Below are 12,874 nucleotides of genomic sequence, written 5' to 3'. Positions count from 1 at the left end.
GGTCGCCATAGGCATACCCCGGGAAAGCTGCGAAAAGCTGGGTATCGCTGCGCTCGACCCAGGCTATTGAGCTGAATCAGTTCTGGCGCTGGGCGTGTTGTTCCAGCGCCCACTGCACATGCTCGCGCACCAGCTCCGACGGATACTCACGGCGTGCTTCCAGTGCCTCCAGCACGGGGATGCTCGACGGCGCGTTGCCCAGGCCCACAGCCAGGTTGCGCAGCCAGCGCTCGTAACCGGCGCGGCGCAGCGGCGAGCCCTCGGTGCGGCTGAGAAACTCCTCCTCGCTCCAGCGAAACAGCTCGGCCAGCTCGGCATTGTCCAGGCTGTGCCGCGGCTGGAAGTCGCCCTGTTCGGTGGCTTTGGCGAAACGGTTCCAGGGGCAAACCATCTGGCAATCATCGCAGCCGAACACGCGGTTGCCGATGGGCGCGCGCAAGTCTTCGGGAATGGGGCCTTTCAGCTCGATGGTCAGGTAGGAAATGCAGCGCCGTGCATCCAGCACATAGGGGCCGACGAAGGCGGCGGTCGGGCAGATGTCCAGGCAGGCGCTGCAGCGCCCGCAGTGTTCGCTGGCGTGGGGCGCGTCCTCGGGCAGCGGGATGTCGACGAACAGCTCGCCGAGAAAGAAGTAACTGCCGGCCTTGCGGTTGAGCACCAGCGTGTTCTTGCCGATCCAGCCGAGGCCCGCCTGTTCGGCGATAGCCTTTTCCAGCACTGGCGCGCTGTCGACGAAGGCGCGATAGCCGAATGGCCCGATGGCCTGCTGGATGCGTTCGGCCAGCTGTTGCAGGCGTTTGCGGATCAGCTTGTGGTAATCACGACCGAGGGCGTAGCGCGACACATAGGCTTTTTCCGGCTCCTGCAGGCGCTGCGCCATCTGCGTGTCGCCGGGCAGGTAGTCCATGCGCAGCGACACCACGCGCAGAGTGCCGGGCACCAACTCATCGGGATGTGAACGTTTGCGGCCATGCGCGGCCATATAGTCCATCTCGCCTTGATAGCCCGCATCCAGCCAGCGTTGCAGGTGGGCTTCGTGCTCGCCCAGTTCCAGGCCGCTGATGCCCACCTGCTGGAAACCCAGCTCACGGCCCCAGTCCTTGATGGACTGGGCGAGGCTGTCGAGGTCGAGGGTGGCGTCGGTCATGCTGGGCGGGAATCTGCAGTAGGCGGCGTATAATTCTGCCAGACATTGGAGCTCAGGCATGCGGCATTCATCAGACGATCTTCCTCTCGCGCTCTACAGCGCTGATCAGGTGCGGGCGCTGGATGCTGCGCTGATCGCTGCCGGTACGCCCGGTTTCGAGCTGATGGGCCGTGCCGCCCATGCCATTTGGCGGGCTCTGCGCCGCGAGTGGCCTGACGCTGGCGCCGTGACCGTGCTGGCCGGGCAGGGCAATAATGCCGGCGACGGTTACCTGGTGGGAGCGCTGGCAAAGCGTGCCGGCTGGCAGGTACAGATTCTGGCTGTCAGCGAGTCAGGCCGTCTGCAGGGGGATGCTGCACTGGCGCACGACGAGGCCGTGGCGGCCGGCGTTGAGGTGCTTGCCTGGAGCGAGGGCTGCGAAGTACGCGGTGTTGTGATCGACGCGTTGCTCGGTACCGGCCTCAGTGGCGAGGTGCGCGAGCCGTATGCGGCGGTCATCGAATGGATCAACCGCAGTGGCTGCCCCGTGTTGGCGGTAGATATTCCGTCGGGGATTTGTGCCGATACCGGGCAGGTGCTTGGCGCGGCGGTAAAGGCGCAGCTCACCGTCACCCTGATTGGCTTGAAGCTCGGCCTGTACGTCGGCGCGGCACTCGATCATGTCGGTCACCTGGTGTTCGATTCATTACAAGCCGATTCCACGATCGTATCGAGTCAGCAATCTGCTGCACGGCGTCTGGCAGGTGATGTTCTGCCGCAGGTGCCGGTACGCCAGCCAACCACCCATAAAGGCCAGCTCGGTCATGTGCTAGTAGTCGGCGGCGACCACGCCACCGGCGGCGCGGCGCTGTTGTCGGCACAAAGCGCATTGCGCAGTGGTGCGGGCATGGTGTCGCTGGCCACCCGTGCCGAGCATGTAGCCGCAGCGCAAGCCCGCCTGCCGGAAGTGATGAGCCTGGCGGTTGCCTCAGCCAATCAGCTGCATGCCCTGGCTGACACGATCACGGTGTGGGTCGTCGGCCCCGGGCTTGGCCTAGCCCCCTGGGGCCGCAGCCTGCTGTCGGCCGCAGCTGCCTCTGGCAGCGCCCAGGTATGGGATGCCGACGCGCTCAATCTGCTGGCCGCGGGGGCGGTGCGTATAGCTGCCGGCGGCGTCATCACCCCGCACCCCGGCGAAGCGGCATGCTTGCTGGGCATCTCGACAGCGGCGCTGCAGGCGGATCGACCGGCCGCGGCCAGGGTGCTGGCCCAGCGTTATGACGTGGTCTGCGTGCTTAAAGGTGCTGGCACGCTCGTCGCGAATCCTGCTGGCCAGCTGCTGGTCTGTGATCGTGGTGACCCGGTGATGGCCGGCGCCGGTCTGGGCGATGTGCTGGCCGGATTGATCGGCGCGTTGATCGCTCAGGGTTGCAGTGCCTGGAATGCCGCCAGTCTTGGTGTCTGGGTTCATGCCTGCGCGGGTGAATCACTGGCATATAAAGGAAATGGTCTGGTGGCGGGCGATCTGTGCGACGCTATCCGTCATTTGTTACAGGAGCGAGCCGCTTGTCGGAATTAGAACTGTTCGCCGCCGATGAAGACGCCATGCTGGCGCTCGGCGCGCGCATTGCTGCGGCCACTGCGGGGCGCGGCGTGATTTACCTTGAAGGTGATCTGGGCGCCGGCAAAACCACGCTGTCGCGCGGCATGCTGCGCGGGCTCGGGCACCAGGGTGCAGTCAAGAGCCCAACCTTTACCCTGGTCGAGCCTTACGAGATTGGCGAAATTCGCGCCTTCCATTTCGACCTCTATCGCCTGGTCGATCCCGAGGAGCTGGAGTTTCTCGGTATTCGCGATTACTTCGAAGGCGATGCTTTGTGCCTGATTGAATGGCCACAGCGCGGCGCAGGCGTTTTGCCAAAGGCCGACCTGGACATTACCATTAGCCCGCGAGCCGGTGGCCGGTCGCTGCTGCTTCGCAGTCATGGTGCGAAGGGTGAAAGCTGGTGTGCCGTTTTGGCAGCTGGAGCATGAAGAATAGAGTGGGGGCGGGTATGCGCATAGGCGCGCGAATGATCGCGGTCGGGCTGATGTTGGCGGCTATGGCTGCCGACGTATGGGCCGCGTCGGATGTGCGCAGCGTTCGCCTCTGGCGGGCGCCAGACAACACGCGTCTGGTTTTCGACCTGTCCGGGCCGGTGCAGCACAGTGTGTTCACCCTGACCGCGCCTGATCGTATCGTCATCGATATCAGTGGCGCCAAGCTGGTTACGCCGCTGGACAAACTGGCGCTGAGCAACACACCGATAACAGCTGTGCGTTCGGCGCAGCGTACCCCGGAAGATCTGCGTGTGGTGATCGACCTGTCTTCGCAGGTGACGCCGAAGAGCTTTACCCTCGCGCCCAATCAGCAGTACGGCAACCGCCTGGTGGTCGACCTGTTCGATCAGGCGTCCGATGCCGCGCCGAGCCTTCCTTCTACAACCACGGCCAGCGCGCCGCCGGTGCCCGTTACGCCGACCCAGGCGCCGCCCAAGCTGGCCCCGGTTCCCGGCGGTAAGCGCGATATCGTGATCGCCATCGATGCTGGCCACGGTGGTGAAGACCCGGGTGCCCTCGGTCCGACCAAGGGGCAGGTCGAGAAGAACGTGACCCTGTCGATCGCCAAGGAACTGCAGCGCCAGGTAAACGCCCAGAAAGGTTTCCGTGCAGAGCTGGTACGTACCGGCGACTACTTCATCCCGCTGCGCAAACGCACCGAGATCGCCCGTAAGAAAGGTGCCGATCTGTTTGTGTCCATTCACGCCGATGCCGCGCCACGTGCGGCAGCCTTTGGCGCGTCGGTGTATGCGCTGTCCGACCGCGGCGCCACTTCGGAAACCGCGCGTTGGTTGGCAGACGCCGAGAACCAGTCCGACCTGATCGGTGGTGCCGGTAACGTCAGCCTCGAAGACAAGGATCGGATGCTCGCCGGCGTGCTGCTCGATCTGTCGATGACCGCTTCGCTGTCCTCCAGCCTCAATGTTGGGCAGAAGGTGCTTGGGCAGATGGGCCAGGTCACACCGCTGCACAAACGCCGTGTCGAGCAAGCCGGTTTCATGGTGCTGAAGTCGCCTGATATTCCTTCGATCCTGGTAGAAACCGGCTTCATCTCCAACCCGAGCGAGGCGCGAAAACTGCATTCGGCGGCCCACCAGCAGAGCCTTTCGCGCTCAATCGTCACCGGCGTGAAGCAGTTCTTCGAACAGAATCCGCCGCCTGGCACCTACATCGCCTGGTTGCGTGACAACGGCAAGATCGCCCAGGGGCCGCGTGAACACGTGGTAGCTTCCGGCGAAAGCCTGGCGTTGATCGCTCAACGCTACCAGGTTGGCTTGGCGACGTTGCGTACGGCCAATTCGCTGAAGTCCGATGTGATCAAGGTCGGCCAGACGCTGCACATTCCGGCGACGTCGCTGGCTGCACAGCCATGAGTGAAGCGATGCGCATCCAGCTGCTAAGCCCGCGGCTGGCGAACCAGATCGCCGCCGGTGAAGTGGTCGAACGCCCGGCGTCAGTCGCCAAGGAGCTGTTGGAGAACAGCCTGGACTCCGGTGCCAAACGCATCGAAGTGGATGTCGAGCAGGGTGGCGTGAAGCTGCTGCGCGTGCGCGACGATGGTCGCGGTATTGCCTCTGATGACCTGCCGCTCGCGCTGGCTCGCCACGCGACCAGCAAGATTCGCGAGCTCGAAGACCTTGAGCAGGTCTTGAGCATGGGCTTTCGTGGTGAGGCGCTGGCGTCGATCAGCTCGGTCGCACGCCTGACGCTGACCTCGCGCACCGCCGATGCAGATCAGGCCTGGCAGGTAGAAACCGAGGGGCGCGACATGCAGCCTCGCGTCCAGCCGGCTGCGCATCCGATCGGCACCTCCGTTGAAGTGCGTGACCTGTTCTTCAATACGCCAGCGCGGCGCAAATTCCTCAAGGCTGAAAAGACCGAGTTCGATCACCTGCAGGAGGTCATCAAACGCCTGGCGCTGGCCCGCTTCGATGTGGCCTTTCATCTGCGCCACAATGGCAAGAGCGTGTTGTCGCTGCATGAGGCGAACGACGATGCCAGCCGCGCCCGGCGCGTGGCGTCGGTATGCAGCGCTGGTTTTCTCGAGCAGGCGCTGCCCATCGATATCGAGCGCAACGGTTTGCATCTGTGGGGTTGGGTTGGGTTGCCGACTTTTTCCCGCAGTCAGGCGGACCTGCAGTATTTCTACGTCAACGGCCGCATGGTGCGTGACAAGCTGGTCGCTCACGCAGTTCGTCAGGCCTATCGCGACGTGCTGTTCAATGGTCGCCATCCGACCTTCGTGTTGTTTCTGGAAATCGACCCGACTGCCGTCGACGTCAACGTACACCCGACCAAGCACGAGGTGCGTTTCCGCGAAGGGCGCATGGTCCACGACTTCCTGTATGGCACCCTGCACCGCGCGCTTGGCGAGGTGCGTCCGGAAAGTCAGATGGCGACTCCGGCTGCCGTGGAAAGCGTATTGCGGCCAACCGGCCAGGCGGCTGGTGAGTTTGGTCCGCAAGGGGAAATGGGCTTGTCCGCCAGTGTGCTTGAGCGTCCCGCTGAGTCCGTGTGGCGCTCACCGGGCGCGGGTTATCAGGGGCAGCGCAGCGATTCCCCATTGCCGGCAGCAGAGGCGCAGGGCGTTTATCGCGAGTTTTTCGCACCGATGCCAGCCGGCCCGGCTCCCGTTACATTGCCGGAGCAACAGGGTGATATCCCGCCGCTCGGCTACGCCATCGCCCAGCTCAAGGGCATCTACATTCTTGCTGAAAGTGCTCACGGCCTGGTGGTTGTCGACATGCACGCGGCTCATGAGCGGATCATGTACGAGCGCCTCAAGGTGGCGATGGCTAGCGAAGGGCTGCGCGGTCAGCCGCTGCTGGTGCCCGAGTCCATTGCTGTGAGCCAGCGCGAGGCAGATTGTGCCGAGGAACATGGCCAGTGGTTTCAGAAGCTGGGCTTCGAGCTGCAGCGCCTGGGCCCGGAAACCCTGGCCATCCGGCAGATCCCGGCGCTGCTCAAGCAGGCCGAGGCGACGCGGCTGGTAAGCGACGTACTCGCCGATCTGCTCGAATACGGCACCAGCGATCGTATTCAGGCGCACCTCAATGAGCTGCTCGGCACCATGGCCTGCCACGGTGCGGTACGTGCCAATCGCCGCCTGACGCTGCCGGAAATGAACGGCTTGCTGCGTGACATGGAGCAGACCGAGCGCAGTGGCCAGTGCAACCACGGCCGGCCGACCTGGACGCAGATGAGCCTGGATCAGCTGGATAAATTGTTCCTGCGTGGTCAGTAAACGGGCGCCGCGCTTGCGATCGGCGGCCCGCGGCCTAAAAATATTCCGCTGTTCACTTGAGCCATTGCGATGTCCTTCCCTCCTGCCATCTTCCTGATGGGCCCGACTGCGGCCGGCAAGACCGACCTGGCTCTGGCCCTGGCCCGCGTGATGCCCTGCGAGCTGATCAGCGTGGACTCGGCACTGGTCTATCGCGGTATGGATATCGGCACGGCAAAGCCGGATCGGGCCACCCTCGAGGCGTTTCCTCATCACCTGGTGGACATTCGCGACCCGGCAGAGGCGTATTCGGCTGCCGAGTTTCGCCGCGAAGCCCTTGCGGCAATGGCCGATATCACCGCGCGCGGGCGTATTCCGTTGCTGGTCGGTGGCACCATGCTGTACTTCAAGGCTTTGCTCGATGGCTTGGCAGATATGCCGGGCGCCGATGCCGAGGTGCGCGCGGAGCTGGAAGCGCGCGCCGAACGTGAGGGGTTGGCGGTGCTGCATGCCGAGTTGCAGGCGGTCGATCCGCAGTCGGCAGCACGCATCCACCCCAATGATCCACAGCGCCTGGTTCGTGCGCTGGAGGTGTTTCGGGTCAGCGGCATGACCATGACGCAATTGCGTGCGCAGCAGAGTGAAGTCAATTCGCAACAGCCGGGCTTGCCCTATACTGTCGCCCAGTTGGCGATAGCGCCTGCGCAGCGACAGGTTCTCCACGAACGAATTGCGCAACGATTTGATCTGATGCTGGAACAGGGCTTTGTCGCCGAGGTCGAACGCCTGCATCAGCGAGGTGACTTGCACAGTGAAATGCCGTCTATAAGGGCGGTGGGCTATCGGCAGGTATGGGATCACCTGGAGGGGCGGCTAAGCGCGGCGCAGATGCGCGAACGTGGTGTCACAGCTACCCGTCAGCTAGCCAAAAGGCAGTTCACCTGGCTGCGTAGTTGGGAAAATGTGCACTGGCTGGATAGTCTCGATTGCGACAATCTGCCACGTGCCTTGAAATACTTGGCGACGGTCTCCATATTGACCTGAGATCTTGCCGCAGGCCGTCTACCCTTGGAGGTAGCGTGCCAAAGCCGTTTGTTGGTTAAGCAAACCGTTCAAAAACTATTCAATTATCGATTTATTTAGGAGTGCGGCACATGTCAAAAGGGCATTCGCTACAAGACCCTTACCTGAACACCCTGCGGAAGGAGCGCGTCCCGGTTTCCATCTACCTGGTAAACGGCATCAAGCTGCAAGGCCAGATCGAATCCTTCGATCAGTTCGTCATCCTGCTGAAGAACACTGTCAGCCAGATGGTCTACAAGCACGCGATCTCCACTGTGGTACCGAGCCGTCCGGTTCGCCTGCCAACTGCATCCGAGACCGATCAGGCTGAATCCGAGCCAGGCAACGCCTAACCCAGGGGGTCGCATTGTTCTTCGAGCGCCATGAAGGGGGTGAACGGGCTATCCTGGTTCATCTGGATAGTCAGAACACCGAGGCGAGCGAGGATCCCCAGGAGTTTCAAGAGCTGGCTCTTTCCGCCGGTGCCGATACCGTAGCGTTTTTCAGTGTGCCCAATAGCCGGCCCACTGCGAAATTCCTGATTGGCAGCGGCAAGGTGGAAGAGCTGCGTGACCAGGTAAAGGCCCACGAGGCCGACCTGGTCATCTTCAATCACGTCCTTACGCCCAGCCAGGAGCGTAACCTCGAGCGCATGTTCGAGTGTCGTGTGCTGGATCGCACGGGGCTGATTCTCGATATTTTCGCCCAGCGCGCGCGTACTCACGAAGGCAAGCTGCAGGTCGAGCTGGCTCAGCTCGATCACATGAGCACGCGCCTGGTGCGCGGCTGGACTCACCTCGAGCGTCAGAAAGGCGGTATCGGTCTGCGTGGCCCGGGTGAAACCCAGCTGGAAACTGACCGGCGCCTGTTGCGTGTGCGCATTCGCCAGATCAAACAGAAGCTCGAAAAGGTGCGCAGCCAGCGCGAGCAGGCCCGCCGCGGTCGTAAGCGCGCGGATATTCCTTCCGTCTCGCTGGTTGGCTATACCAACGCCGGCAAATCCACATTGTTCAATGCACTGACCGAGTCCGACGTGTATGCGGCCGATCAGCTGTTCGCCACCCTCGATCCGACGTTGCGTCGTTTGCAGCTCGATGATCTGGGGCCGATTGTGCTGGCCGACACCGTGGGTTTCATTCGTCATTTGCCGCACAAGCTGGTCGAGGCGTTTCGCGCCACACTCGAAGAATCGAGCAATTCCGACCTGCTGTTGCACGTGATCGATTCCCACGAGGCAGAGCGTGATGCGCAGATCGAACAGGTGCTTCACGTGCTCGGCGAGATCGGCGCGCAGGACTTGCCGGTGCTGGAGGTCTACAACAAGCTCGACCTGCTCGAGGGCGTCGAGCCGCAGATCCAGCGTAATGCCGATGGTCGCCCTGAGCGTGTCTGGTTGTCGGCGCGTGATGGTCGTGGCCTGTCATTGCTCAAGCAGGCGGTGGCCGAGCTGCTCGGCGATGATTTGTTCGTTGCCACACTTCAGCTGCCGCAGCGCCTGGCGCGCTTGCGTGCGCAGTTCTTTGAGCTGGGCGCGGTGCTGCAGGAGTCCTATGCGGAAGATGGCAGCAGCTTGTTGCAAGTGCGTATTCCGCGCGTCGAGCTCAATCGCTTGGTCAGTCGAGAAGGTTTGCAGCCGCTCGAGTTCATCGAGCAACACACTTTGCAATAAAGCCCGCAGCGGTGATTTTGCCGCTGGAAGCAGGCATTCTGTAGCATTGGTGGGCGCGTCGTTGGCGCGTCTTTGCTTTATCAGTATGGAGAGCGCTATGGCTTGGAATGAGCCGGGTGGCAACTCGAATAATCAGGATCCCTGGGGTGGCGGCGGCCGTCGTGGTAACGGCGGCGGTGGCGGCGGCGACCGCAAGGGACCACCGGATCTTGACGAAGCCTTCCGCAAGCTACAGGACAAACTCAATGGGGTGTTCGGTGGCGGCAACAAACGCGGCAGTGACAGCAATGGTTCCAGAGGCAAGGGTGGCGGTTTCGGCCTGCTGTTCGTTGCGCTGGCCGTCGTGGGCGCTTTTTGGCTGTACAACGCTATCTATGTGGTCGATGAGCAGGAGCAGGCCGTCGTGCTGCGTTTCGGCAAATACCACGAGACCGTCGGCCCGGGTCTGAATATCTATTTCCCGCCGATCGATCGCAAGTTTCAGGAAAACGTCACCCGTGAGCGTGCTTACAGCAAGCAAGGGCAGATGTTGACCGAAGACGAAAACATCATCGAAGTACCGCTGACCGTGCAGTACAAGATCAGCAGCCTCAAGGATTACGTACTCAACGTCGACATGCCGGAGACCAGTCTGCAGCATGCTACCGACAGCGCCGTGCGCCACGTGGTGGGTTCCACCGAGATGGACCAAGTGCTGACCGAAGGTCGTGAGCAGATGGCGGGTGATGTACGTGAGCGTCTGCAGCGTTTCCTCGACACCTATCGCACCGGTATCACCGTCACTCAGGTGAACCTGCAGAGCGCCGCGGCGCCGCGTGAAGTGCAGGAAGCCTTCGATGACGTGATTCGTGCCCGTGAAGACGAGCAGCGCGAGAAGAACCAGGCGGAAACCTACGCCAATGGCGTTGTGCCCGAGGCTCGCGGTCAGGCTCAGCGCCTGATCGAGGATGCCAGCGGTTATCGCGACGAAGTGATCTCCCGTGCCCAGGGTGAGGCGGATCGTTTCACCGCGCTGGTAGCCGAGTATCGCAAGGCGCCGGAAGTGACGCGTCAGCGTCTTTATCTGGACACCATGCAGCAGATGATGAGCAACACCAGCAAGGTGCTGGTGACTGGCGACAAGGGGCAGAACAACCTGCTGTACCTGCCGCTGGATAAAATGATCGACAGCCGTGGCGGTAATAGCGGTAACGCATCGTCCAACGCTGTCGGTGCTGGCGCCGCCGATCTCGGTGCGCGCGTGGGCAACAACGTTGGGCAGCCGGACGTGCGCACAAGGGAGAGCCGTTGATGAGCAATAAATCACTGGTAACCCTGATCGTCGGCGTGGTTCTGGCGCTTGTCGCCTGGAGCAGCTTCTACATCGTGTCGCAGACCGAGCGGGCTGTATTGCTGCAGTTCGGCCGAATCGTCGAAACGGACGTGCAGCCTGGCCTGCATATGAAAATTCCTTACGTCAACCAGGTGCGCAAGTTCGATGCTCGCCTGCTGACCCTGGATACCGTCAACTCGCGCTTCTTGACCCTTGAGAAGAAAGCGCTGATGGTCGATGCCTACGCTAAATGGCGTGTGCTGGATGCCGAGCGTTACTACACCGCCACTTCGGGTGTGAAGCAGATTGCCGACGAGCGTCTGTCGCGTCGTCTCGAAGCGTCGCTGCGTGACCAGTTCGGTAAGCGCACCCTGCACGAGTCGGTGTCTGGCGAGCGTGATGCGCTGATGGCTGACGTGACGGCTTCGCTCAATCGTGCGGCGCAGCGTGAGCTGGGTATTGAGGTGGTCGACGTTCGCGTCAAGGCCATCGACCTGCCCAAGGAAGTCAACCGCAGCGTATTCGACCGCATGAGTTCCGAGCGTGAGCGTGAGGCTCGTGAGCACCGCGCCAAGGGTAAGGAGCTGGCTGAAGGGATTCGTGCCGACGCTGATCGTCAGCAGCGTGTACTGCTCGCTGAAGCCTATCGCCAGGCCGAGGAGTTGCGTGGTGAGGGCGATGCCAAGGCCGCGGCGATCTACTCCAAGGCTTATGGTCAGGATCAGGAGTTCTATGCGTTCTACCGCAGCCTGAACGCCTATCGCGAGAGCTTCTCCGACAAGCGTGACGTGCTGGTGCTGGACCCAAGTAGCGATTTCTTCCGCTACCTGGAAAAGGCCAAGCCGTAACGGGCCGTGAGCTGCAGGATACGCACCGCAAGTGATGCCCAGTGCTCGCTTGTCGTGCGAAGCTTGCGGCTTGAGGCTTTCGGCGTGGTATGATGCGGCAGCCGGGAAAATCCCGGCTTTTTTACGCCTGTGGGAATCATGCGGCACGAACTGAGCGTTATGTTCTGTCTTTCAAGGCCTCTGGCCTTGCCCCTTTCCGCGCCGCTGGCGTGGGGGCTTCGTGCAATCAATTCACTGATCGTTTCGATGCTCGCCTCTGGAGTCGACCGGCCCTTTGCCGTGCTTGGCTTACCATCCGCTTCATTGAAGGCTTGTGCCGCCCGAATCAAGAGGGAAATGGCTAAATGGCAACGGTAGACCGCTGGCTGCTGCCAGATGGGATCGAAGAAGTATTGCCCCCGGAAGCGGCGCGCATCGAAATCGCGCGTCGTCAGGTGCTGGATCTGTTCCAGCGCTGGGGTTACGAATTCGTGGTAACTCCCCATATCGAATACTTGGAATCGCTTCTGACCGGTGCGGGCCAGGATCTGGATCTGCGCACCTTCAAGGTGACCGATCCGCTGTCCGGCCGGCAGATGGGCTTTCGCGCCGACATCACTCCGCAAGTGGCGCGCATCGATGCGCACACGCTGCGGCGTGAGGGGCCGAGCCGCCTATGCTACGCCGGCAGCGTGCTGCATGCGCAGCCGCGTGCGCTGACCACCTCGCGCAGCCCGATCCAGTTGGGTGCCGAGCTGTATGGCGACGCCAGCCCGGCCAGCGATGTGGAGGTGATCAGTCTGCTGGTCGATACCTTGGAGCTGGCCGAGGTTCCGGACGTGCACATGGATCTCGGCCATGTCGGTATCTACCGCGGCCTGGTGCGTGCGGCAGAGCTGTCCGGCGAAGTCGAGCAGCAGCTGTTCGATGCGCTGCAGCGCAAGGCCATGGACGAGATCGATGCGCTGACCGAAGCGCTGCCGGATTCGCTGCGCCGCATGCTGCGCGCCCTGGGCGAGCTGTGTGGCGGTCGTGACGTGCTGGATCTGGCCCAGGCCTGCTTGGTCGATGCGCCAGACGACGTGCATGCCGCTCTGGATGAGCTGGTGGCCATTGCCGATGCGCTGGAGCTGCGTTATTCGGAGCTGCCGCTGTATTTCGATCTCGGCGAGCTGCGCGGTTATCACTACCACACCGGTGTGGTGTTCGCAGCTTTCGTGCCGGCTGTCGGTCAGGCGATTGCCCAAGGTGGCCGCTATGACGACATCGGCGCTGATTTCGGTCGGGCTCGCCCGGCTACCGGTTTCTCCACCGATCTGAAGACGCTGGTGACCCTCGGTCGCATGCCGCTTGGCGAAGAGCCGGCAGGTATTTGGGCGCCGGACAGTCATGACGTTTACCTGTGGCAGGCAGTGCGCCGTCTGCGTGCCGAAGGCGAACGCGTGGTTCAGGCGCTGCCAGGCCAGGAATTGGCGGCGGCTGCCGATGTTGGCTGTGATCGCCAGCTGTTATTGCGTGACGGTCGCTGGCAGGTGCTGGCGCTGGACTGAGCGGC

General features: G+C 62.4%; 11 protein-coding genes. 10 read left to right on the top strand and 1 reads right to left on the bottom strand.

Going from position 1 to position 12,874, the window contains the following annotated elements; translation table 11 throughout:
• Window positions 1–76 precede the first annotated feature (76 nt).
• Window positions 77–1,147 (bottom strand): tRNA epoxyqueuosine(34) reductase QueG, encoded by a 1,071-nt coding sequence (gene queG / locus BUC40_RS13040; RefSeq protein ID WP_073266351.1) that lies wholly within the window; start codon window positions 1,145–1,147, stop codon window positions 77–79.
• A gap of 58 nt (window positions 1,148–1,205) precedes the next feature.
• Here queG and BUC40_RS13035 point away from each other — a divergent pair, with 58 nt between their 5' ends.
• From BUC40_RS13035 to BUC40_RS12990, 10 genes are all read left to right on the top strand, one after another.
• The gene (locus BUC40_RS13035; RefSeq protein ID WP_073266349.1) at window positions 1,206–2,705 is read left to right on the top strand and encodes a bifunctional ADP-dependent NAD(P)H-hydrate dehydratase/NAD(P)H-hydrate epimerase; all 1,500 of its coding nucleotides are present in this window, start codon (window positions 1,206–1,208) and stop codon (window positions 2,703–2,705) included.
• Window positions 2,693–3,160 (top strand): tRNA (adenosine(37)-N6)-threonylcarbamoyltransferase complex ATPase subunit type 1 TsaE, encoded by a 468-nt coding sequence (tsaE, locus tag BUC40_RS13030; RefSeq protein WP_073266347.1) that lies wholly within the window; start codon window positions 2,693–2,695, stop codon window positions 3,158–3,160. The genes BUC40_RS13035 and tsaE overlap by 13 nt, the downstream gene beginning before the upstream one ends.
• A gap of 8 nt (window positions 3,161–3,168) precedes the next feature.
• Window positions 3,169–4,599: an N-acetylmuramoyl-L-alanine amidase gene (locus BUC40_RS13025; protein WP_208605775.1), complete on the top strand. Its 1,431-nt coding sequence runs from the start codon at window positions 3,169–3,171 to the stop codon at window positions 4,597–4,599.
• Window positions 4,596–6,470 carry a DNA mismatch repair endonuclease MutL gene (gene mutL / locus BUC40_RS13020; RefSeq protein ID WP_073266343.1) on the top strand — a complete coding sequence of 625 codons (1,875 nt, stop codon included), beginning with the start codon at window positions 4,596–4,598 and terminating at the stop codon, window positions 6,468–6,470. Before BUC40_RS13025 ends, mutL begins: the two co-directional genes overlap by 4 nt.
• 69 nt (window positions 6,471–6,539) lie before the next feature.
• Window positions 6,540–7,493, top strand: coding sequence for a tRNA (adenosine(37)-N6)-dimethylallyltransferase MiaA (gene miaA / locus BUC40_RS13015; protein ID WP_073266341.1), 954 nt, complete (start codon window positions 6,540–6,542; stop codon window positions 7,491–7,493).
• 110 nt (window positions 7,494–7,603) lie between these two features.
• Window positions 7,604–7,864 (top strand): RNA chaperone Hfq, encoded by a 261-nt coding sequence (hfq, locus tag BUC40_RS13010; RefSeq protein ID WP_070880850.1) that lies wholly within the window; start codon window positions 7,604–7,606, stop codon window positions 7,862–7,864.
• 14 nt (window positions 7,865–7,878) lie between these two features.
• Complete coding sequence (gene hflX / locus BUC40_RS13005) at window positions 7,879–9,180, top strand: ribosome rescue GTPase HflX (RefSeq protein WP_073266339.1); 1,302 nt, start codon at window positions 7,879–7,881, stop codon at window positions 9,178–9,180.
• A 97-nt stretch (window positions 9,181–9,277) separates the two neighbouring features.
• Window positions 9,278–10,471, top strand: coding sequence for an FtsH protease activity modulator HflK (hflK, locus tag BUC40_RS13000; protein ID WP_073266337.1), 1,194 nt, complete (start codon window positions 9,278–9,280; stop codon window positions 10,469–10,471).
• Window positions 10,471–11,340 (top strand): protease modulator HflC, encoded by an 870-nt coding sequence (gene hflC, locus BUC40_RS12995; RefSeq protein WP_073266335.1) that lies wholly within the window; start codon window positions 10,471–10,473, stop codon window positions 11,338–11,340. Before hflK ends, hflC begins: the two co-directional genes overlap by 1 nt.
• 344 nt (window positions 11,341–11,684) lie before the next feature.
• Complete coding sequence (locus BUC40_RS12990; protein WP_073266333.1) at window positions 11,685–12,869, top strand: ATP phosphoribosyltransferase regulatory subunit; 1,185 nt, start codon at window positions 11,685–11,687, stop codon at window positions 12,867–12,869.
• Window positions 12,870–12,874 lie beyond the last annotated feature (5 nt).

This window comes from Phytopseudomonas punonensis (assembly GCF_900142655.1).
Classification (GTDB): Bacteria; Pseudomonadota; Gammaproteobacteria; order Pseudomonadales; family Pseudomonadaceae; genus Aquipseudomonas; species Aquipseudomonas punonensis.
This window is presented reverse-complemented; position numbering and strand designations above follow the sequence as displayed.